This window comes from Streptomyces sp. NPDC003034 (genome assembly GCF_053591375.1).
Genome location: NZ_JBSFTS010000005.1, coordinates 201,719 through 223,394 on the forward strand (window position 1 = coordinate 201,719; position 21,676 = coordinate 223,394).

Consider the following 21,676-nt stretch of genomic DNA (forward strand, 5'->3'; position numbering starts at 1 on the left):
TTACTCAGTCCTCCGCGGGGGCGAGACGGACGAGTTCCGCCTCGGTCGACTTCAGCAGGTCGTTCCAGGACGCCTCGAACTTCTCGACGCCCTCGTCCTCAAGCAGCTGGACCACATCGTCGTACGAGATGCCCAGCTTCGCGACCGCGTCGAGCTCGGCGCGGGCCTGCTCGTAGGTGCCGCGCACGGTGTCACCCGTGATGCGGCCGTGGTCGGCGGCGGCCTCCAGCGTGGCCTCCGGCATGGTGTTCACCGTGTTGGGGGCGACCAGGTCGTCCACGTACAGGGTGTCCTTGTACGCCGGGTCCTTGACGCCCGTCGAGGCCCACAGCGGACGCTGCTTGTTGGCGCCGGCCCGCTCCAGGGCGGCCCAGCGGTCCGAGGAGAAGACCTCCTCGTACGCCTCGTAGGCCAGACGGGCGTTGGCGAGCGCCGCCTTGCCCTTGAGGGCCTTGGCCTCGTCGGTGCCGACCTCGTCCAGGCGCTTGTCGATCTCGCTGTCCACGCGGGACACGAAGAAGGAGGCGACCGAGTGGATCAGGGAGAGGTCCAGGCCGGCGGCCTTGGCCTTCTCCAGACCCGCGAGGTAGGCGTCCATGACCTCGCGGTAGCGCTCCAGCGAGAAGATCAGCGTGACGTTGACGCTGATGCCCTTGCCGATGACCTCGGTGATCGCCGGCAGGCCGGCCTTGGTCGCCGGGATCTTGATGAGCGTGTTCGGGCGGTCCACCAGCCAGGCCAGCTGCTTGGCCTCGGCGATGGTCGCCGGCGTGCTGTGCGCCAGGCGCGGGTCGACCTCGATCGACACGCGGCCGTCCTGGCCGTCGGTGCGGTCGTACACCGGGCGCAGGATGTCGGCGGCGTCGCGGACGTCCGCCGTGGTGATCATGCGCAGCGCCTCTTCCACGGTGACCCGGCGGACCGCGAGGTCGGCGAGCTGCTGCTCGTACCCCTCGCCGCTGCTGATCGCCTTCTGGAAGATGGCCGGGTTGGTGGTGACACCGACCACGTGCGACTGGTCGATGAGCTCGGCCAGGTTGCCGGACGTGATGCGCTTGCGGGACAGGTCGTCCAGCCAGATCGCCACGCCCTCGTCGGAGAGGCGCTTGAGTGCGTCTGTCATGGGATTACATCTCCTACTTCGGTTCTGTACCGGCGTCAGCGCGCGGCGGCGGTGAGCGATTCCCTGGCGGCCGCGGTGACGGCCTCGGCGGTGAGGCCGAACTCGCGGTACAGCACGGCGCCGTCGGCGGAGGCACCGAAGTGCTCCAGCGACACGATCCGGCCCGCGTCGCCGACGTAGCGGTGCCAGGTCAGGCCGATGCCGGCCTCGACCGCGACGCGTGCCTTGACGGAGGGCGGCAGGACGCTGTCCTTGTACGCCTGGTCCTGCTCCTCGAACCACTCGACGGACGGCATGGAGACCACGCGGGCCGCGATGCCCTCGGCCTGCAGCGCCTCCCGTGCGGCGACGGCGAGCTGGACCTCGGAGCCGGTGCCGATGAGGACCACCTGCGGGTCGCCGCCCTCGGCATCGAAGAGCACGTAACCGCCCTTGGCGGCATTCTCGTTGGGCTCGTACGTCGGCACGCCCTGGCGGGTCAGGGCCAGTCCGTGCGGGGCGCCCTTGCCGAACACCTTGGTGTGGCGCTTGAGGATCTCGCGCCAGGCGATGGCGGTCTCGTTCGCGTCGGCCGGACGGACCACGTTCAGGCCCGGGATGGCGCGCAGTGCGGCGATGTGCTCGACCGGCTGGTGGGTCGGGCCGTCCTCGCCCAGACCGATGGAGTCGTGCGTCCACACGTACGTCACCGGCACGTGCATCAGCGCGGACAGGCGCACGGCGTTGCGCATGTAGTCGGAGAACACCAGGAAGGTGCCGCCGTAGACGCGGGTGTGGCCGTGCAGGGCGATGCCGTTCATGGCCGCGGCCATGGCGTGCTCGCGGATGCCGAAGTGGATGGTGCGGCCGTACGGGTCGGCCTCCGGCAGCGGGTTGCCCTCCGGCAGGAAGGAGGAGCTCTTGTCGATGGTGGTGTTGTTGGAGCCGGCGAGGTCGGCGGAGCCGCCCCACAGCTCCGGGATGACCGCGCCGAGCGCCTGGAGCACCTTGCCGGAGGCCGCGCGGGTGGCGACGCCCTTGCCGGGCTCGAAGACGGGGAGCTTGTCCTGCCAGCCGGCGGGCAGCTCGTTGGCGTTGATGCGGTCGAACTCCGCGGCGCGCTGCGGGTTGGCGGTGCGCCAGGCGGAGAAGTCCTTCTCCCAGGCGGCCTTGGCCTCGCGGCCGCGGTCGAGCGCCTTGCGGGTGTGGGCGAGGACCTCGTCGGAGACCTCGAAGGTCTGCTCCGGGTCGAAGCCGAGGACGCGCTTGGTGGCGGCGACCTCGTCGTCGCCGAGCGCCGAGCCGTGCGAGGCCTCGGTGCCCTGGGCGTGCGGGGCGGGCCAGGCGATGATCGAGCGGGCCGCGATGAAGGACGGGCGCTCGGTCTCGGCCTTGGCGGCCTGGAGCGCCTGGAAGAGCGCCTTCGGGTCGAGGTCGCCGTTCTCCTGCTGCGCGACGCGCTGGACGTGCCAGCCGTAGGCCTCGTAGCGCGCGACGGTGTCCTCGGAGACGGCCGTCTCCGTGTCACCCTCGATGGAGATGTGGTTGTCGTCCCACAGCAGTACGAGGTTGCCGAGCTTCTGGTGGCCCGCCAGGGCGGACGCCTCGTGGGAGATGCCCTCCTGGAGGCAGCCGTCGCCCGCGATCGCGTAGATCATGTGGTCGAACGGGGAGGTGCCGGGGGCGGCCTCGGGGTCGAACAGGCCGCGCTCGTAGCGGGCGGCCATGGCCATGCCCACCGCGTTGGCGACGCCCTGGCCCAGCGGACCGGTGGTGGTCTCCACGCCGGGGGTGTGGCCGTACTCCGGGTGGCCGGGGGTCTTGGAGCCCCAGGTGCGGAAGGCCTTCAGGTCGTCCAGTTCGAGCCCGAACCCGCCCAGGTACAGCTGGGTGTAGAGGGTGAGGGAGGAATGCCCCGCAGAGAGCACGAAGCGGTCACGACCGACCCACTCCGGGTCTGCCGGGTCGTGCCGCATCACCTTCTGGAAGAGGGTGTACGCGGCGGGGGCCAGGCTCATCGCCGTACCGGGGTGGCCGTTCCCGACCTTCTGGACCGCGTCAGCGGCCAGGATGCGGGCGGTGTCGACGGCCCGCTGGTCCAGTTCGGTCCACTCAAGCTCTGTGGTGGTCGGCTTGGTGCTCACCGTTGGTCAGGGCTCCTCTCCACATGTCTGTTCCCGGTGACGAACGGTGCACCGGCGCGATTCTGAGCCTACCCCCGCCACGGCGTGCAGCTATTCGAGTACCGGCAGTCCGTCACTACGTCGTGGGCCCTTCTCCGCCTGCCCGGCCCGGCCCGATCGAACCCAACACGGGGCGACCCCCGCGCAAGGCGGCCCAAGGGCAACGTCTAGAGTGGCGTGGTACGCGCAAGCCTTTACCGGATCTTCATGTCCTGAACGGTCCGAGTTGGAGCTTGCTGGATTCTCTGTCAGGGGTGTGCGTGACGGCCGTCGAATCCCGTCCAGCGGGTGGGGTCACCGCCCATGCCAGCGGGGCCAAGGGGACGCTCGGGACGAGCTCCGGTCAGCGGCCGTTCCGGGCCCGGGCCATGGCTTTCGTGGCACTGACCAAGCCTCGGATCATCGAGCTCCTGCTCATCACGACCGTGCCGGTGATGTTCCTCGCCGAACAGGGCGTGCCGTCGCTGTGGCTGGTGCTCGCGACCTGCTTCGGCGGTTACCTCTCCGCCGGCGGCGCCAACGCGCTGAACATGTACATCGACCGCGACATCGACGCGCTGATGGACCGGACCGCCGGGCGGCCGCTGGTGACCGGCATGGTCAGCCCCCGCGAATGCCTGGTCTTCGGCATCTCCCTCGCGGTGCTCTCCACCCTCTTCTTCGGTCTGCTCGTCAACTGGCTGTCGGCCGCCCTCGCGCTCGGCGCGCTCCTCTTCTACGTCGTGGTCTACACGATGCTGCTGAAGCGGCGCACCGCCCAGAACATCGTCTGGGGCGGCATCGCGGGCTGCATGCCGGTCCTCATCGGCTGGTCCGCGGTCAAGAACGAGGTCTCCTGGGCCGCCGTCATCCTCTTCCTCGTCATCTTCTTCTGGACGCCGCCGCACTACTGGCCGCTGTCGATGAAGGTCAAGGACGACTACGCGCGGGTCGGCGTGCCAATGCTCCCGGTCGTGGCCGGCAACAGGGTCGTGGCGCGCCAGATCGTCCTCTACAGCTGGGTGATGGTCGCGGTCTCGCTGCTGCTCACCCCGCTGGGGTACACCGGCTGGTTCTACACCTCGGTGGCGCTGCTGGCCGGCGGCTGGTGGCTGTGGGAGGCGCACGCCCTGCACGCCCGGGCGAAGTCGGGTCTGACGGGCGCGAAGCTCAAGGAGATGCGCCTGTTCCACTGGTCGATCACCTATGTGTCGCTGCTCTTCGTGGCGGTGGCCGTGGATCCCTTCCTCAGGTGATTACCCGCCGGTAGCATGCGGTGTATGGCAGATACCGCAGACACCGCAGAGACCGCCGGCGCGGCGGACAAGAAGCAGGACCGCAAGGCGGCGAAGCTCGCCCGGCGGATCGGCGCCTTCGCCGAGGAGCACGGCGGCGCCGACGGACACCTCGCCCACATCGGCCAGGCCGGCACGCGGATCGTGCTCGTGGGCAAGGACGGCGCCTGGGGCGACCTGGTGGCCCCGACCCACGCCGTCGCCCGGCTGGCCGCCGAGAAGGCCGCGCTGTCCCTCCACGAGGAGTTCGACGGAGAGCTGGCCGCCCGGGTGCGCACCGGCCCGTACGAGTGGACGCGCATGGCGGGCATCCAGATCGGCGGCCCCGAGAACCGGGCAGCCTGATCCTCGACGGGGCAGCCCGGTCTTTGACCGAGGAGCCTGGTCTGTGACCGAGGAGCCCGATCCCTCCGTGGCCCCTCGGTCAACAGCGCGAGCAACACCTCGCACCCCGCTCACCCGTTAGGACGTGTGGAAGCCCCTTCCTCACGTCCGCAACGGGATGCCCGGATGATCGAAACCCCGCCCCTGGTGGACCAGTACTGCCACGGAGTGCTCCGTACGGAGCTGGGCCTCGGCACCTTCGAGGCCCAGCTGGTCCGCTCGGCGGGCCCGCCCGCCGCCGGCACCACCTTCTTCGACTCGCAGACCGGTTTCGCGGTGCGCCGGTGGTGCCCGCCGCTGCTCGGACTGGAGCCGCACTGCGCTGCCGCCCGGTATCTGGCCCGGCGCCGCGAGCTGGGGGCGGTCGAAGCCGGGCGCCGCCTGCTGCGGGGGTCCGGGGTCGCCGCCTACCTGGTGGACACGGGAGCGCCCGGTGATCTCGCGGGGGCCAAGGAACTGGCGCTCGCCGGGGACGCCGAGGGCTTCGAGGTCGTCCGGCTGGAATTCCTGGCCGAGCAGGTCGCCGACACCTCCGGGACGGTGGCCGCCTTCCTCGCCAACCTCTCCGGCGCCGTCCACCACGCCGCCACGGGAGCCGCCGCCTTCACCTGCGGCTCCCGCCCCGGATACGCCGCCACGCTGGCCCTGGAACCCGGTCCGCCCGGACCGGGCGAGGTGCGTGCGGCGGCCGGGCGGTGGCTGGCCGGGCGCTCCAAGGGCGCGGTCCTACGGGACCCCGTACTCCTGCGGCACCTGCTGTGGAGCGCGGTGGAGTCCGGGCTGCCGCTCCAGCTGCACACGGGTACGGGCACGGGGGAGCCGGGGGAGTGTGCGGACCGGACGGATCCCGCGCTGCTGACCGGCTTCGTACGGGCCACCGCCGGCCTCGGCACGCGGCTGGTGCTGCTCGGCGGGTACCCGTACCACCGGCAGGCCGCGGAGCTGGCCTCGGCCTTCCCGCACGTGCACGCCGATGTCGGCGCGGCCCTCTGGCAGAGCGGGGCGCGGGCCGCGGTGGTGCTGGCGGAGCTGCTGGCAGCGGCGCCGTTCGGAAAGCTGCTGTACTCCAGCGGCGGACGGCAGCTGCCCGAACTGCACGCGGTGGGCGCCCTGGTGTTCCGGGAGGCGCTGAACCGGGTGCTGGGCGGCTGGGTCGGCGAGGGGGCCTGGTCCTGGCGGGACGCGGAACGGGTGGCGGCGATGGTCGCGGCGGGCAATGCCCGCCGCGTCTACCGGCTGGACGAGCGGCCCTGAGCGAGGGGGCGGCCGGGACGCCCCCTGCCGTCGCCGGACCGGGCCGCCGCCCGTCAGACGGCCGAGAGCTGCGCGTCGCCCTGGGCCGGGATCTCCGCCTTCGCCGCCGGCCGCTCGCGCAGGCTCAGCATGACGCGGAGCACCGCGATCCACACCAGGCAGGAGCCGAGCATGTGGGCGGCGACGAGGAGCTCGGGCAGCTCGGTGAAGAACTGCACGTAGCCGATGGCGCCCTGGGCCAGCAGCACGATCAGCAGGTCCCGGGCGCGGGCCCGGGTGTCGGCGGGGGCGTCGACCACCCGGAGCACCAGCCACAGGGCGACGGCGAGCGCGCACACCACCCAGGCGGCGATGGCATGGACGTGGGCGACGGAGGCCCAGTCGACCGGCATCCGCTCGATCTCACTGCTGTCGCCCGCGTGCGGGCCGGAGCCGGTGACGACGGTGCCCGCCGCGATCAGCACGAAGGTGGTCGCGATCAGTGCCCACGACAGCTTGCGCACCGGGCCGGGCACGCGCGGCCGCGGGGCGCCGTCGCCCTCGCGGGTGCGCTGCCAGGTGAGGGTGGTGACCGCGATCAGGGCGGTGGCGAGCAGAAAGTGCCCAGCGACGCTGTAAGGGTTGAGCCCCGTCTTGACGGTGATGCCGCCGAGTACGGCGTTGGACATCACGATGACGAACTGGATCCAGCCGAGCTTGGTGAGCGAGTGGCGCCACGGCTTGGCCGAGCGCGCCGCGATGATGGCCCAGCCGACGGCCGCGGAGAGCACGTACGTCAGCATCCGGTTGCCGAACTCGATGGCGCCGTGGAAGCCCTGGGCCGGGGTCGCGATCAGGCTGTCGTCGGTGCACTTGGGCCAGGTGTCGCAGCCGAGACCGGATCCGGTCAGCCGTACCGCGCCGCCGGTGACGACGATGGCCACGCTCATGAGGAGCGCGGCGAACGCGGCCCGCCGGACGGTCCGGGGTGACGGAGTCCAGCGGCTGGCGATGTAAGCGAGGGGGTTCAACACGGCCACTATCGTAAGCCGAGCCTTGTGCAAACTTTCACGAGGGGGTGGCGCCACGGCGCCGCCCCTCCTGGCGCCGCGGCGCCGGGCTCACTCCCAGCGGAAGAGCCGGGCGGCGGCCCCCAGGCCGAGCACCGCCCAGCCCGCCAGCAGGGCCGCGTCCCGCCACGGCAGCGCGCCGCCGTGCTGGAGCACCTCGCGCAGCCCGTCCGACAGGGCCGTGATGGGCAGCAGGCCGAGGACGGAGCGGACGGCGTCCGGGAACTTCTCCAGCGGCACGATCACCCCGCCGCCGACCAGCAGCAGCAGGAACACGAGATTGGCGGCGGCCAGGGTCATCTCGGCCTTGAGCGTGCCCGCCATGAGCAGCCCCAGCCCGGAGAAGGCGGCCGTGCCCAGCAGGATCAGCGCGGCCACCGACAGCGGGTCGCCCTGCGGGGACCAGCCCAGGGCGAAGGCGATCACCGTCAGCAGCGCGATCTGCAGCACCTCGGTGACCAGCACCGACAAGGTCTTGGCGGCCATCAGCGCCCAGCGCGGCAGCGGGGAGGCCCCGAGCCGCTTGAGGACCCCGTAGCGGCGGTCGAAACCGGTGGCGATGGCCTGGCCGGTGAAGGCGGTGGACATCACGGCGAGGGCCAGGATGCCCGGCGCGAGGTAGTCCACGGACTTCCCGCTGCCGTCCTCCCGCACGGGCACCGTGACCACGTCGACGGCCGAGAACAGCACCAGGAGCAGCGCGGGGATGATCACGGTCAGCAGCAGCTGCTCCCCGTTGCGCAGCAGCATCCGGGTCTCCAGTGCCGTCTGCGCGAGGATCATGCGGGAGACGGGAGCCGCCCCCGGGCTGGGGGTGAACGTACCGGCGCTCATGCGCGCAGCTCCTTGCCAGTCAGTTCCAGGAAGACGTCCTCCAGGGTGTGCCGCTCCACGGAGAGGCTGTCCGGCATGACGCCGTTCTGCGCGCACCAGGAGGCGACGGTGGCCAGCAGCTGCGGGTGGACGTCGCCGGTGAGCCGGTAGACCCCGGGGTTGAGCTCGGCGGCCCGCGTGCCGTCGGGCAGCGCCTTGAGCAGCGAGGCGAGGTCGAGGGAGGGGCGGCCGGTGAAGCGCAGGGTGTTCTCGGCGCCGCCGCGGCACAGCTGCTCGGGGCTGCCGTGGGCGATGACCCGTCCCGCGTCCACGATGGCGACCTCGTCGGAGAGCTGCTCGGCCTCGTCCATGTGGTGGGTGGTGAGGACGACGCAGACACCGTCGGTGCGCAGTTCGCGTACGAGGTCCCAGGTGGCGCGGCGGGCCTGCGGGTCCAGGCCGGCGGTCGGCTCGTCCAGGAAGACGAGTTCGGGGCGGCCGACCACGGCCATGGCGAGGGCGAGGCGCTGCTGCTGGCCGCCGGAGAGGCGGCGGTAGGGGGTGCGGCCGCACCCGCCGAGGCCGAGGCGTTCCACCAGGGTGTCCACGTCGAGCGGGTCGGCGTACAGCTTGGCCATGTGGCGCAGCATCTCGACGGCGCGGGCTCCGGAGTAGACGCCGCCGGCCTGGAGCATCACGCCTACGCGGGGGCGCAGGGCCGCGGCCTGGGCGAAGGGGTCGAGGCCGAGGACGCGGACGGTGCCGGCGTCCGGGCGGCGGTAGCCCTCGCAGGCCTCGACCGTGGTCGTCTTGCCCGCGCCGTTGGGACCGAGGACCGCGGTGACGGAGGCCTTGCGGACGGTGAGGTCGAGGCCGTCCACCGCCGTCTTGGCGCCGTACCGCTTCACCAGTCCGCGGATCTCCACGGCGGGGTCGTTGCTCATGGGCGTTGAGTCTACGGAGCCGGGGAAGGGGTGCGGGGCGCCGGGGTCGGGGGCCAGGCGAGGCCCGTTTCCGCTCTTCTCGACCGGCGATCGCGGAAGGCCGGGCCTATTCGCGTGATCTTTTCGGGACGTCGGGGTCCATGGCGCCGACGGCCGCCAGCGGGCAGGGCTTCGCAGGTGGGAGCCGTTCGCCGGGTCGGTGCGGATGGTCGGCGCACCTGCGGAATGCTCCCCTCCGCATAACTCTGCGTCGATAGATAAGGTAACCCTTAGTGATGGAGGCCACCCGGGGTGGCGTCCGTCACGGCTTGTCGGGGCTCGGTTAATTACGCAACAATGGCGTTGTGAAATACAGCGAACGGCAGGCCGAGACCCCCCAGGGGGAGCTCGCGACCGGGGAGCGGTCAACCCGCAACCGGGTCGCGCGGTCCATCCTGGACCACGGTCCGTCCACCGTCGCCGACCTCGCCGCTCGCCTCGGCCTGACCCAGGCCGCCGTCCGCCGCCACCTCGACACGCTCGTCGCCGACGACGTGGTCGCGTCCCGCGAGCAGCGCGTGTACGGCGCGCGCACCCGGGGCCGGCCCGCCAAGGTCTTCGCGCTCACCGACTGCGGCCGTGACGCCTTCGACCAGTCCTACGACACGCTCGCCGCGGACGCCTTGCGCTGGATCGCGCAGGCCGCCGGCGGCGGGGAGCCGGGAGAGGCGGCCGTGGCCGCCTTCGCGAGGGCGCGGATGGAAGCACAGGCGCGGACCTACCAGGAGGCCGTCGAGGCGGCCGCACCGCAGGAGCGCACCGAGGCCCTTGCCAAGGCCTTGACCGCCGACGGGTACGCTGCCACGGCGAAGAGCGCTCCCGGTCCGCACAGCGGTGAACAGCTCTGCCAGCACCACTGTCCGGTCGCCCACGTGGCCGAGCAGTTCCCGCAGCTCTGCGAGGCGGAGACCGAGGTCTTCTCCCGTCTGCTCGGGACGCACGTGCAGCGCCTCGCCACGATCGCCCACGGCGACGGAGTGTGCACCACCTTCATTCCGCGCAGCGCGAGCGCCGCACAGACCGACTCATCAGTATCTGCAAGTACGGCCGGGAGGAACCCCGCATGACCACGGAGACTGCTCACCCTGAGCTCGATGGCCTGGGCACCTACGAATACGGCTGGGCCGACTCCGACGCGGCCGGCGCCGCTGCCAAGCGGGGTCTGTCCGAGGAAGTCGTCCGCGACATCTCGGCGAAGAAGTCCGAGCCGGAGTGGATGCTGAACCTCCGTCTCAAGGGGCTCAAGCTCTTCCACCGCAAGCCCATGCCCAACTGGGGTTCCGACCTCTCTGGCATCGACTTCGACAACATCAAGTACTTCGTGCGCTCCACCGAGAAGCAGGCCGCTTCGTGGGAGGACCTGCCGGAGGACATCAAGAACACGTACGACAAGCTCGGCATCCCCGAGGCGGAGAAGCAGCGCCTCGTCGCCGGTGTCGCGGCCCAGTACGAGTCCGAGGTCGTCTACCACCAGATCCGCGAGGACCTGGAGGAGCAGGGCGTCATCTTCCTCGACACCGACACCGCGCTCAAGGAGCACCCGGAGCTCTTCCAGGAGTACTTCGGCACGGTCATCCCCGTCGGCGACAACAAGTTCGCCTCGCTGAACACCGCGGTGTGGTCCGGCGGCTCCTTCATCTACGTCCCCAAGGGCGTCAAGGTCGACATCCCGCTCCAGGCCTACTTCCGTATCAACACGGAGAACATGGGCCAGTTCGAGCGGACGCTGATCATCGTGGACGAGGACGCCTACGTCCACTACGTCGAGGGCTGCACCGCCCCGATCTACTCCTCGGACTCGCTGCACAGCGCCGTGGTGGAGATCATCGTGAAGAAGGGCGGCCGCTGCCGCTACACGACCATCCAGAACTGGTCGAACAACGTCTACAACCTGGTCACCAAGCGCGCCGTGGCGTACGAGGGCGCGACCATGGAGTGGATCGACGGCAACATCGGTTCCAAGGTCACGATGAAGTACCCGGCCGTCTACCTGATGGGCGAGCACGCCAAGGGCGAGACCCTGTCCATCGCCTTCGCGGGCGAGGGCCAGCACCAGGACGCCGGCTCCAAGATGGTCCACATGGCGCCGAACACCTCCTCGAACATCGTCTCCAAGTCGGTGGCGCGAGGCGGCGGCCGCACCTCCTACCGAGGCCTGGTCGAGATCGGCGAGGGCGCGCACGGCTCCAAGTCCAACGTGCTGTGCGACGCGCTCCTGGTCGACACGATCTCCCGCTCGGACACGTACCCGTACGTGGACGTCCGCGAGGACGACGTGTCCATGGGCCACGAGGCGACCGTCTCCAAGGTCTCCGACGACCAGCTCTTCTACCTGATGAGCCGCGGCCTGACCGAGTTCGAGGCCATGGCCATGATCGTGCGCGGCTTCGTCGAGCCGATCGCGCGTGAGCTGCCGATGGAGTACGCGCTGGAGCTGAACCGGCTGATCGAGCTGCAGATGGAGGGATCGGTCGGCTGACCCCGGCCCTCCCACCACCAGCTCCGCGGTCCGTGTCCCCCGCGGACCGAGGATCGCAACGACGTAGGCAGTGTCCGTAAAAGAGAGTGAGCAACACGACAGCCATGGCTGAGGCTCAGAACATTCCGGCGGGTTCGACCACCGCCGGCGCGATCGCGGTGGCCGCCGAGTCCACCGTCGCCACCCGGATGAGCGCCCCCCCGTCCTACGACGTGGCGGACTTCCCCGTGCCCCACGGCCGCGAGGAAGAGTGGCGCTTCACCCCGCTGGCACGCCTGCGTGGTCTCCACGACGGCACCGCGGTCGCCAACGGAACCCTGAAGGCCCAGATCGACGCCCCCGAGAACGTGACGATCGAGTCGGTGGAGCGCGACGACGCGCGCATCGGCAAGGCCGGCACCCCGGTGGACCGGATCGCCGCCCAGGCGTTCTCGTCCTTCGCCAAGGCCACGGTCGTGACCGTGCCCAAGGAAGCCGTCCTCACGGAGCCGGTGCGCGTCACGCTGCACGGCGAGGGCGGCACCACCTTCGGCCACACCGTCTTCGACGTGAAGGCCTTCGCCGAGGCCGTCATCGTCATCGACCACACCGGCGACGGCGTGCGAGCCGCCAATGTCGACTTCCTCGTCGGCGACGGCGCCAAGCTCACCGTCGTCTCCGTGCAGGACTGGGACGACACCGCAGTGCACGTCTCCCAGCACAACGCCCTGGTCGGCCGCGACGCCAGCTTCAAGTCGATCGTGGTCACCTTCGGCGGCGACCTCGTACGCCTGCACCCGCGCGTGACCTACGCCGGCCCCGGCGGCGCGGCCGAGCTCTTCGGCCTGTACTTCACGGACGCCGGCCAGCACCAGGAGCACCGCCTCCTGGTCGACCACAGTGCTCCGCACTGCAAGTCCCACGTGGTGTACAAGGGCGCGCTCCAGGGCCAGGACGCCCACGCCGTCTGGATCGGTGACGTCCTCATCGAGAAGACCGCCGAGGGCACCGACACCTACGAGATGAACCGCAACCTCGTCCTCACGGACGGCGCGCGGGTCGACTCCGTGCCGAACCTGGAGATCGAGACCGGCGAGATCGTCGGAGCCGGCCACGCCTCCGCGACCGGCCGCTTCGACGACGAGCAGCTCTTCTACCTCCAGGCGCGCGGCATCCCGGCCGACGAGGCCCGCCGTCTGGTCGTGCGCGGCTTCTTCGCCGAACTCGTCCAGCAGATCGGTGTCCCGGACATCGAGGAGCGCCTGCTCACGAGGATCGAAAACGAGCTGCAGGCGTCCGTCTGATGCCCTACGTCAAGGCCTGTGCGCTGAGCGAGCTCAAGGAGAACACCCCCAAGCGGGTGGAACTCGACGGCACGCCGGTGTCCATCGTCTCCACCGAGGGGGAGGTGTTCGCGATCAACGACATCTGCTCGCACGCGAACGTCTCGCTCTCGGAGGGCGAGGTCGAGGACTGCATGATCGAGTGCTGGCTGCACGGATCGGCCTTCGACCTGCGCACCGGCAAGCCGTCGGGTCTGCCCGCGACGCGCCCCGTACCCGTATACCCCGTAAAGATCGAAGGGGACGACGTGCTCGTCTCCCTCACCCAGGAGTCCTGAGGTATCCATGGCAACGCTTGAAATCCACGACCTGCACGTCTCCGTCGAGGCCGAGTCCGGCGCCCGGGAGATCCTCAAGGGTGTCGACCTCACCGTCAAGCAGGGTGAGACGCACGCCATCATGGGTCCCAACGGTTCCGGCAAGTCCACCCTCGCGTACTCGCTCGCCGGTCACCCGAAGTACACCATCACCGGTGGCACCGTGACCCTCGACGGCGAAGACGTCCTGGAGATGACCGTCGACGAGCGCGCCCGCGCCGGCCTGTTCCTGGCCATGCAGTACCCGGTCGAGGTCCCCGGCGTCTCGGTCTCCAACTTCCTGCGTACCTCGGCCACCGCCATCCGCGGCGAGGCGCCGAAGCTGCGTACCTGGGTGAAGGAGGTCAAGTCCGCCATGGAGCAGCTCCACATGGACCCGGCCTTCGCCGAGCGCAACGTCAACGAGGGCTTCTCCGGCGGTGAGAAGAAGCGCCACGAGATCCTTCAGCTGGAGCTCCTCAAGCCGAAGATCGCGATCCTGGACGAGACCGACTCCGGCCTGGACGTCGACGCGCTGCGCGTCGTCTCCGAGGGCGTCAACCGGGTCCGCGAGTCCGGTGAGGTCGGCACCCTGCTGATCACGCACTACACGCGCATCCTGCGCTACATCAAGCCCGACTTCGTGCACGTGTTCGCGAACGGCCGCATCGCCGAATCCGGTGGCGCCGAGCTCGCCGACCAGCTGGAGGCCGAGGGTTACGACAAGTACGTGAAGGGTGGCGCGACCGCGTGATTCAGATGCCCGGCCTCCTCGACGTAGAGGCGATCCGCAAGGACTTCCCCCTGCTGGATCGTGTGGTCCACGACGGGAAGAAGATCGTTTACCTGGACAACGCGGCGACTTCCCAGAAGCCGCGCCAGGTGCTCGACGCGCTGAACGAGTACTACGAGCAGCACAACGCCAACGTCCACCGCGGCGTGCACGTGCTCGCCGAGGAGGCCACGGCGCTGTACGAGGGCGCTCGTGACAAGGTCGCCGCGTTCATCAACGCGCCGAGCCGCAACGAGGTGATCTTCACCAAGAACGCCTCGGAGTCCCTCAACCTGGTCGCGAACATGCTCGGCTGGGCCGAGGAGCCCTACCGGGTCGACCGCGACACCGAGATCGCCATCACGGAGATGGAGCACCACTCCAACATCGTGCCGTGGCAGCTGCTCTCGCAGCGCACCGGCGCGAAGCTGAAGTGGTTCGGCCTCACCGACGACGGCCGGCTCGACCTGTCCAACATCGAAGAGGTCATCACGGAGAAGACGAAGATCGTCTCCTTCACGCTGGTCTCCAACATCATGGGCACCGTCAACCCGGTCGAGGCGATCGTCCGCCGCGCCCAGGACGTCGGCGCCCTGGTGCTGATCGACGCCTCGCAGGCCGCTCCGCACATGCCGCTGGACGTCCAGTCGCTCGGCGCCGACTTCGTGGCCTTCACCGGCCACAAGATGTGCGGCCCGACCGGCATCGGCGTCCTCTGGGGCCGCCAGGAGCTCCTGGAAGACCTGCCCCCGTTCCTCGGCGGCGGCGAGATGATCGAGACCGTGTCGATGCACTCGTCGACGTACGCCCCGGCACCCCACAAGTTCGAGGCGGGCACGCCCCCGATCGCCCAGGCCGTCGGCCTCGGCGCGGCCGTGGACTACCTGACCGCGATCGGCATGGACAAGATCGCCGCGCATGAGCACGCGATCACCGATTACGCGGTCAAGCGCCTCGCGGAGGTTCCCGACCTGCGGATCATCGGCCCGCTGACGGCCGAGGACCGCGGCGCCGCGATCTCCTTCGTGCTCGGAGACATTCACCCGCACGATGTGGGGCAGGTGCTGGACGAGCAGGGCATCGCGGTCCGCGTGGGACACCACTGCGCACGACCGGTCTGCCTGCGGTACGGAATTCCCGCGACGACGCGAGCGTCTTTCTACCTGTACTCCTCTCCCGCCGAGGTCGACGCGCTGATCGACGGGCTGGAGCACGTACGGAACTTCTTCGGATGACGACGAGTCGGACGACAAGAGGCTGACGAGGACGCTGTGAAGCTGGATTCGATGTACCAGGAACTGATCCTGGACCACTACAAGCACCCGCACGGGCGCGGCCTGCGCGACGGCGATGCCGAGGTGCACCATGTCAATCCGACGTGCGGCGACGAGATCACGCTCCGCGTGAAGTACGACGGCGAGACGCTCACCGACGTCTCGTACGAGGGCCAGGGCTGCTCCATCAGCCAGGCCAGCGCGTCCGTACTGAACGAGCTGCTCGTGGGCAAGGAGCTGGCCGAGGCGCAGAAGATCCAGAGCGTGTTCCTGGAGCTGATGCAGTCCAAGGGCAAGCTGGAGCCGGACGAGGAGATGGAGGAGGTGCTAGAGGACGCGGTCGCGTTCGCCGGCGTCTCCAAGTATCCCGCGCGCGTGAAATGTGCTCTGCTGAGTTGGATGGCGTGGAAGGACGCGACCGCCCAGGTGCTGGGCGACGCGGAGAGGAAGACGGCATGACCGAGAACGCGGCGCCCGAGGCGTCGATCAAGCCGGCCACCGAGGAAGAGGTCCGCGAGGCCCTCTACGACGTGGTCGACCCCGAGCTGGGCATCGACGTCGTGAACCTGGGCCTGATCTACGGCATCCACATCGACGACGCGAACATCGCCACCCTCGACATGACGCTCACCTCGGCGGCCTGCCCGCTGACGGACGTCATCGAGGACCAGGCGAAGTCGGCGACGGACGGCATCGTCAACGAACTGCGCATCAACTGGGTCTGGATGCCCCCGTGGGGCCCGGACAAGATCACGGACGACGGCCGTGAGCAGCTGCGCGCCCTCGGCTTCAACGTCTGAGACGTGCGTGGTGCGTGAGGAAGGCCCCCGGCGGTTCCCGCCGGGGGCCTTCCCGCTGTCCGCCGCGGGGGTGCCGGGGTGCCGGGGTGCCGGGGCGGGGCCCGGGCGGCGGACGTGCGACCGGCACATGAGACCGGTTCGCGACCGCGGGCCGTCGCCGGTTAGGTTTCAGGCATGACTGCTACGCGTACCACCGGCGCCGTCGCCGCCGGACTTGCCACCATTGCCGCCGACGGCACCGTTCTCGACACCTGGTTCCCCGCCCCCCAGCTGGCCGCCGAGCCCGGACCGGCCGGCACCCAGCGCCTCACCGCCGAGCAGGCCGTGGAGCTGCTGGGCGCGACCGGGCCGAAGGCCGTCCGCGTGGACGCGGTGCGCGGCGTCGAGGTGGTAGCCGTCCGCACGGTCATCTCCTCCCTGGAGGACAAGCCGCTCGACGCGCACGACGCGTACCTGCGCCTGCACCTGCTCAGCCACCGCCTGGTCAAGCCGCACGGCCAGAACCTCGACGGCGTCTTCGGCCTGCTGGCCAACGTCGCCTGGACATCGCTGGGCCCGGTCGCGGTCGACCAGGTCGAGACCGTCCGCCTCAACGCGCGCGCCGAGGGCCTGCACCTCCAGGTCACCTCGATCGACAAGTTCCCCCGGATGACGGACTACGTCGCCCCCAAGGGCGTGCGCATCGCCGACGCGGACCGCGTCCGCCTCGGCGCGCACCTCGCCGAGGGCACCACCGTGATGCACGAGGGCTTCGTCAACTTCAACGCCGGCACCCTCGGCACCTCCATGGTCGAGGGCCGGATCTCCGCCGGTGTCGTCGTCGGCGACGGCTCCGACATCGGCGGCGGCGCGTCCACCATGGGCACCCTCTCGGGCGGCGGCAAGCAGATCATCTCGATCGGCGAGCGCACCCTCGTCGGCGCCGAGGCGGGCGTCGGCATCGCGCTGGGCGACGAGTGCATCGTCGAGGCCGGCCTCTACGTGACCGCGGGCACCCGCGTCACCCTTCCCGACGGCCAGATCGTGAAGGCCCTGGAGCTCTCGGGCGCCAACAACATCCTCTTCCGCCGCAACTCGGTCACCGGCGCCGTCGAGGCCCGCCCGAACAACGCGGTCTGGGGCGGCCTCAACGAGATCCTCCACAGCCACAACTGACCCTCCGGGTCCGGGCTGCCACAACGCCCTCCCACCCCGGCCGGGGTGGGAGGGCGTTGTGCGCGCGCCCGATGGGCGCGCTGCGTCCGATGGGTGCCGCTGCGTGCGGCTGCGTCGTGTGCGGCCCGGTCAGCGCTGGGGGATCGAGCGGATGAGGCGCGCGAAGGCCTGCTTCTCCGCCTCGGTCAGCTCCACCGACTCCAGCGGGTGCGACGCCCGGCCGCGCTGGGCCGGGATCGACGGCAGGTTCTTGGGCACCGCCGGCTCCGGGTGCGGGATGCGGCTGCCCCGTGTCCTGCGGCCGAGACCGGCCACCCGGACCAGGACGGCTACGGCCAGGACTGCCAGGCCGATGTGCTGGGCGAGGGAGACGGAGGGGAGCACGCGGTCCTCCAGGGAGAGCGGCCGGTACGAAGCGGTCCGAGATCGGGCGTGCAGACACTCAACACCACATGCCGGTCGAATCAGCCGAGATGTGTCGAGCGTCACTTCCCAGCCGAAAGCCCCCTTGTCCGGGAGAGGTCCAGCCACTCCTTCGTGCCTGGCGACCAGTGGGCCCGGCCGGGACGGTGGCCGGACCCACTGGCTCAGGGGACGTCGCCCGTTACGGGCGGAAGCGCAGCACCTGGGGGTCGTGGTCGCTGTTCTGGTCCGCGAACTCCGCGTTGATGTGCACGCTGTCATAGGTGAAGCGCTTGATCGCCGGGCTCGTCAGGATCTGGTCCAGCACCTGCGAGTTGCCCTGGTAGACGTACGAGTACCGCTCCGACTTCGGCAGCGACTTGATCGCGGGGTACAGCGCCCCGCCGTCCGTCAGCGCGTCCGTCGTCGCCGAGAACTCGAAGTCGTTGATGTCACCGAGGACGAGGACGTTCGCGTTCTTCTCCGCCGCCAGGATCTCCTTGACGAAGCCGTTCACGGCCTGCGCCTGAAGCAGCCGCTTGGCCTCCGAGGAGCGCACCGGCGGCTGGTGGTGCGAGGTCAGGCCCTCGTCGCCGCCCTTGGAGCCGAAGTGGTTGGCGATGACGAAGACGGTCTTGCCGCGGAAGACGAACTCACCGGCCAGCGGCTTGCGGCTGTCGGCCCACGCCGGGTTCGCGGGGTCGACGCGGCCGGGGGAGCGGGTCAGGGCGGCCTGGCCGTTCTCCCGGACCACGCCGGTCGCCGTCGTCGCATCGCCGGGGGCGCGCTCGGTGAAGGAGACCCGCTCCGGGTTGAAGAGGAACACCTGGCGGATGTTGCCGCCGGGCTCGCCGCCGTCCTTGTTGTTCTCCGGGTCCACGGTCCGCCACTGGTACGCCGGGCCGCCGGCCGCCTTGATGGCCGCCGTGAACTTCGTCAGCGTCTGCTCGGCCGAGACGGTGCCGTCGTTGGTCTTGCCGTTGTCGTCCTGGATCTCCTCCAGGGCCAGGATGTCGGGCGAGGCCAGGTTCTCCACGACCGCCTTCCCCAGCGCGTCGAACTTGGCCTGGGGGTCGGTCGGATCGAGGTTCTCGACGTTGTACGTGGCCACCGCGAGCTCGTGCGCGCCCTGGGCCTTGGTCTTCTCGGGGGTGAGGGTGCCCGCCTTGACGGTTCCGAGGGTCCGGGCCGCGAGCGTGTAGCCGCCGAACTGGTTGAAGTCCAGCGGGCCTTCGGTCGTGCCGGTCAGCTTGTCGCCGACGTTGGCCACCGGGAAGGGCTGCTGCGCGAGGGGCGCGAGCTGCTGGATCTGGAGCCGGCCGGTGTTCTGGGACTCGTAGGAGCCGTAGACCGTGCCACCGCGCGTGTTGGCGTTCTCCCAGCCCTTGACGGTGACCCACAGTTCCGCGTACGGGTCGGTGGCGCCGACCACGCGCGAGGTGCCGATGGCGACGTTCATGCCCTCAAGGGACTCGTAGAAGTCCAGTGCGTAGCGCGTGGGGTCCAGGGTCAGGCCGTTGATGCTGCCGCCGGCGGCCGGGTCGCCCGCCGGGGCGTACTCGGCGGGCACGGTGTACTCGTTGATGGCGGCGGCCTGGGGCAGTGTGTTGCCCGAGGAGACGACGGTGACGACGGGCTTGGAGATCTGGGTCGCCGACTGGTTGCCGGACTTGGCGCCGCCGGGGACGTACTCGCCGACCGTGCCCGACACCTTCACGGCGTCGCCCACGGCGACGGTCGGGACGGAGCCGGTGAAGACGAACACGCCTTCGCTGGTGGCGGCGTTGTCGTCGGCGTCCTGGTCCTGGATCCAGAAGCCGCGCGAGCCGTACGTACGCACGCCGGTCACGATGCCCTCGACGTCGGTGACCTGCTTGCCGTTCAGCGGGGATATCCGGGTGGTGCCCTGAATGTCGTGAATGCGTATCGGATCGGCGGACACGGCGTCGCCTTCGGCCGCGCCGGCGGAGCCCGCGAGCAGGCCGGTGGCCAGCGCGGTGGCGACGAGGGCCGCGACGGCGGCGGAACGGGGATGCGAGGAGCGCATGGGCGGGAACTCCGGTGTCTGGGTGAGGGGAGCGGAGGAGGTGCGGTGTGATCTGCGGAAACCGCGAGGGCCTCTACATGTCTACGCGCGTCAATTTCCTGGGTTCGTAGGGACGTTGTCAAGGTTTCCCGGGAAGACGGCAGTTGACTGGGGGATGAACCCGTACGGATGCCTCGCCGGGGGCGCCCGAAATGCGTCTACGCTGGGGCGCCGTAGATCGTGCCGACAGCCCCACCACGCCCGCGAGGAGAACCGCCCCATGTCCGCAGAGCCGCACCCCACGCTGCCGCCGGTACGGCTGCACTCCGATGCGGAACTGGCCCGCGACGCCCTCGTCGCCCCGCTGTTCGCCCGCGCGGTACGGCTGGCCCGGTGGGCCGGACCCGACACCCGCGTGGACGCCGGCGGCGAACTCGTCGCCGCCCAGCTGGCCGAGGCGGCCGGGGTGCTCGGCCTCGACCCGGCCGAGGGGGACGCCGCCATGGAGGCGAGCCGGGCCTGGCGGGTGGCCGTGGACACGGGCCTGGTCGATGTGACCGAGCCGGAGGAAGACGCTGGGGGCGAGGCTGCGGGCGGGGCTGCGGGTGAGGGCGAGGCCGCGGGCGAGGGCGGGGCCGCGGGTGAGGGCGAGGAGCGCTTCGGCACCGCCCTGCCCGGTGAGGACCTCGCGCTGGTGACGAGCGGTGCGCCGGGCGACGTACTCGACCTGTGGTTGGTCGCTCTGGACACGGTCCTTGCTGACGCGGCGGTACCCGATCTGGACGGCCTCGTCGACGCCCTGGACGCGGGCGGCGAGATCGACTTCGACGAGCTGGACTGGAAGCCGCGCCGCGAGGCGGACTTCCTCGACGGGGTGCTCGCCAATCTCTACCTGCTCAGCGTGGCCGGGGGCGGGACGCCGGGAGGGCAGGTTCCGCTGCCGGTGCTCGCCGCGTCCATGGTCGTACCCGACGATATGGGCGAGCCGACCGACGCCGTGCTGGAGCAGGTCTCGGACGCGATGATGCGCCTGGACGACCAGTTCCGGCAGCTGGAGCCGATCGGGCTGGTCGAGTTCCGGCCCGTGGACGAGGAACTGCTGGCGGAGGTGGAGGACCCGGCCGCGCCGGAAGCCGCCTCCGGTTCTCCGGCCGGCGCCGCTGCCGGGTCTCTGGAGGACGAGGACGTCTCCCGCTACGGGCTGGTCCGGCTGACCCCGCTGGGCCTGTACGGGGTCCGCGCCCGGATGCTGGAGGCCGGAGTCGAGGCCCCCGCCGTCGGCGAACTCGCCGACAAGGGCGCGGACGCGCTGCTCGACGGAGTCTCCTTCTACCCCGAGAGCGCCGCCCAGGCCGAGATCGAGCAGTGGCTGGCCGGCCGCGAACTTCCGGCCGCGGTGGCCGAACTGCTGGCGGCGGCCCGCGGTGACGACGAGGGCGCGCCCTTGCGCCGGCTGCGCTGCCAGCAGGCCCTCGCGCCGGCCGGGCCGCAGGCCGAGCCGGCGGTCCGCGCGGTGCTGGACGATCCGCAGCTCGGCGGGCTCGCCCGGGTCTGGCTGGCCGAGCGCGGCGTGGCCGACGTACCGGCGCCGGACGGCGCGATGGTGTTCTGGCTGACGGTGGACACGATCGCGGCGCAGCTCGCCGCGGACGGGGAGACGGAGGAGCTGCCGCTCCTGATGGAGACGCTGACCGCACATCACTCGGGCTTCTTCGACCAGGTGTGGCGGGTGGAGCACCCGGCGACGGCGTACGTCCTGGAGGCGATGGGACGGTTGCACCCGGACCGGAAGGCGGCGAAGGAGGCCCGCAAGGCCGCTTTCAAGGCGCGCTCCCGGCAGTCGTCGTGAAGCGGCCCGGACGTGGCTGAAACGGTGCTGGAGTGGTGCGGGGCAGTCGTGAAGTGGTGCTGGAGTGGTGCCAGAGCAGTCGTGAAGCAGTCCTGATCCTGCGCAAAGCGCTCATCGGACGTCGACAACGCGCCGTTTCTTGACGTGGAGTTGGCCATTCTGACCACCGGGCAGGGGGACGGTTCTCCTTCGTGGGTAGTTCAGCCGCCGTTCACGTGCGGGCGGGAGCGTGTGCGCCGACGACCGCACGACAGGCGCA

Annotated in this window: 20 protein-coding genes; 13 read left to right on the top strand and 7 right to left on the bottom strand. The window is 70.6% G+C overall.

From position 1 onward, the window contains the following. Positions 1 to 4 precede the first annotated feature (4 nt). Together tal and tkt are read right to left on the bottom strand one after the other, a co-directional pair. Positions 5 to 1,123 (bottom strand): transaldolase, encoded by a 1,119-nt coding sequence (tal, locus tag ACWDX7_RS08710; protein ID WP_451493063.1) that lies wholly within the window; start codon positions 1,121 to 1,123, stop codon positions 5 to 7. 35 nt (positions 1,124 to 1,158) lie between these two features. After that, positions 1,159 to 3,246 (bottom strand): transketolase, encoded by a 2,088-nt coding sequence (tkt, locus tag ACWDX7_RS08715; RefSeq protein ID WP_451493064.1) that lies wholly within the window; start codon positions 3,244 to 3,246, stop codon positions 1,159 to 1,161. Between the two features lie 299 nt (positions 3,247 to 3,545). Here tkt and ACWDX7_RS08720 point away from each other — a divergent pair, with 299 nt between their 5' ends. The 3 genes from ACWDX7_RS08720 (at position 3,546) to ACWDX7_RS08730 (ending at position 6,197) form a co-directional block, all read left to right on the top strand. Further along, complete coding sequence (locus ACWDX7_RS08720) at positions 3,546 to 4,520, top strand: heme o synthase (protein ID WP_451493065.1); 975 nt, start codon at positions 3,546 to 3,548, stop codon at positions 4,518 to 4,520. Positions 4,521 to 4,544: 24 nt separating this feature from the next. Beyond that, positions 4,545 to 4,904, top strand: coding sequence for a hypothetical protein (locus ACWDX7_RS08725; protein WP_451493066.1), 360 nt, complete (start codon positions 4,545 to 4,547; stop codon positions 4,902 to 4,904). A gap of 165 nt (positions 4,905 to 5,069) precedes the next feature. Beyond that, entirely contained in the window at positions 5,070 to 6,197 is a 1,128-nt protein-coding gene (locus ACWDX7_RS08730; protein WP_451493067.1) for an amidohydrolase family protein, read from the top strand. A gap of 53 nt (positions 6,198 to 6,250) precedes the next feature. Here the strand turns inward: ACWDX7_RS08730 and ACWDX7_RS08735 are convergent, their stop codons facing one another. The 3 genes from ACWDX7_RS08735 to ACWDX7_RS08745 are packed head-to-tail and all read right to left on the bottom strand — an operon-like array spanning position 6,251 to position 9,003. Then, a complete protein-coding gene (locus ACWDX7_RS08735; RefSeq protein ID WP_451493068.1) occupies positions 6,251 to 7,240 on the bottom strand; it encodes a COX15/CtaA family protein in 990 nt (329 codons plus the stop codon). 57 nt (positions 7,241 to 7,297) lie between these two features. Next, entirely contained in the window at positions 7,298 to 8,080 is a 783-nt protein-coding gene (locus tag ACWDX7_RS08740; protein WP_451493069.1) for an ABC transporter permease, read from the bottom strand. Beyond that, positions 8,077 to 9,003 (bottom strand): ABC transporter ATP-binding protein, encoded by a 927-nt coding sequence (locus ACWDX7_RS08745; RefSeq protein ID WP_451493070.1) that lies wholly within the window; start codon positions 9,001 to 9,003, stop codon positions 8,077 to 8,079. The genes ACWDX7_RS08740 and ACWDX7_RS08745 overlap by 4 nt, the downstream gene beginning before the upstream one ends. 344 nt (positions 9,004 to 9,347) lie before the next feature. Between ACWDX7_RS08745 and ACWDX7_RS08750 the strand changes: the two genes are divergently transcribed. The 9 genes from ACWDX7_RS08750 to dapD all read left to right on the top strand — a co-directional run bounded on the left by ACWDX7_RS08750 (position 9,348) and on the right by dapD (position 17,140). Next, a complete protein-coding gene (locus tag ACWDX7_RS08750) occupies positions 9,348 to 10,109 on the top strand; it encodes a helix-turn-helix transcriptional regulator (protein ID WP_451493071.1) in 762 nt (253 codons plus the stop codon). After that, a complete protein-coding gene (sufB, locus tag ACWDX7_RS08755; RefSeq protein WP_451493072.1) occupies positions 10,106 to 11,521 on the top strand; it encodes a Fe-S cluster assembly protein SufB in 1,416 nt (471 codons plus the stop codon). The genes ACWDX7_RS08750 and sufB overlap by 4 nt, the downstream gene beginning before the upstream one ends. 104 nt (positions 11,522 to 11,625) lie before the next feature. Further along, complete coding sequence (gene sufD / locus ACWDX7_RS08760) at positions 11,626 to 12,804, top strand: Fe-S cluster assembly protein SufD (RefSeq protein ID WP_451493073.1); 1,179 nt, start codon at positions 11,626 to 11,628, stop codon at positions 12,802 to 12,804. Then, positions 12,804 to 13,121, top strand: a complete 318-nt coding sequence (locus tag ACWDX7_RS08765; protein WP_451493074.1) for a bifunctional 3-phenylpropionate/cinnamic acid dioxygenase ferredoxin subunit — start codon at positions 12,804 to 12,806, stop codon at positions 13,119 to 13,121. Before sufD ends, ACWDX7_RS08765 begins: the two co-directional genes overlap by 1 nt. Before the next feature lie 7 nt (positions 13,122 to 13,128). Beyond that, a complete protein-coding gene (sufC, locus tag ACWDX7_RS08770; protein WP_451493075.1) occupies positions 13,129 to 13,893 on the top strand; it encodes a Fe-S cluster assembly ATPase SufC in 765 nt (254 codons plus the stop codon). Further along, positions 13,890 to 15,146 (top strand): cysteine desulfurase, encoded by a 1,257-nt coding sequence (locus tag ACWDX7_RS08775; protein WP_451493076.1) that lies wholly within the window; start codon positions 13,890 to 13,892, stop codon positions 15,144 to 15,146. Before sufC ends, ACWDX7_RS08775 begins: the two co-directional genes overlap by 4 nt. Before the next feature lie 36 nt (positions 15,147 to 15,182). Next, the gene (gene sufU, locus ACWDX7_RS08780; protein WP_451493077.1) at positions 15,183 to 15,644 is read left to right on the top strand and encodes a Fe-S cluster assembly sulfur transfer protein SufU; all 462 of its coding nucleotides are present in this window, start codon (positions 15,183 to 15,185) and stop codon (positions 15,642 to 15,644) included. Then, the gene (locus tag ACWDX7_RS08785) at positions 15,641 to 15,985 is read left to right on the top strand and encodes a metal-sulfur cluster assembly factor (protein WP_266937365.1); all 345 of its coding nucleotides are present in this window, start codon (positions 15,641 to 15,643) and stop codon (positions 15,983 to 15,985) included. The genes sufU and ACWDX7_RS08785 overlap by 4 nt, the downstream gene beginning before the upstream one ends. Before the next feature lie 174 nt (positions 15,986 to 16,159). Then, positions 16,160 to 17,140 (top strand): 2,3,4,5-tetrahydropyridine-2,6-dicarboxylate N-succinyltransferase, encoded by a 981-nt coding sequence (gene dapD, locus ACWDX7_RS08790; protein WP_451493078.1) that lies wholly within the window; start codon positions 16,160 to 16,162, stop codon positions 17,138 to 17,140. Between the two features lie 129 nt (positions 17,141 to 17,269). Here dapD and ACWDX7_RS08795 read toward each other — a convergent pair whose 3' ends face one another. Continuing rightward, positions 17,270 to 17,524: a hypothetical protein gene (locus tag ACWDX7_RS08795; RefSeq protein ID WP_451492307.1), complete on the bottom strand. Its 255-nt coding sequence runs from the start codon at positions 17,522 to 17,524 to the stop codon at positions 17,270 to 17,272. Positions 17,525 to 17,744: 220 nt separating this feature from the next. Further along, positions 17,745 to 19,589, bottom strand: a complete 1,845-nt coding sequence (locus ACWDX7_RS08800) for an endonuclease/exonuclease/phosphatase family protein (protein WP_451492308.1) — start codon at positions 19,587 to 19,589, stop codon at positions 17,745 to 17,747. Between the two features lie 259 nt (positions 19,590 to 19,848). Here ACWDX7_RS08800 and ACWDX7_RS08805 point away from each other — a divergent pair, with 259 nt between their 5' ends. Then, entirely contained in the window at positions 19,849 to 21,417 is a 1,569-nt protein-coding gene (locus tag ACWDX7_RS08805) for a hypothetical protein (protein ID WP_451492309.1), read from the top strand. Positions 21,418 to 21,676: the final 259 nt, after the last annotated feature.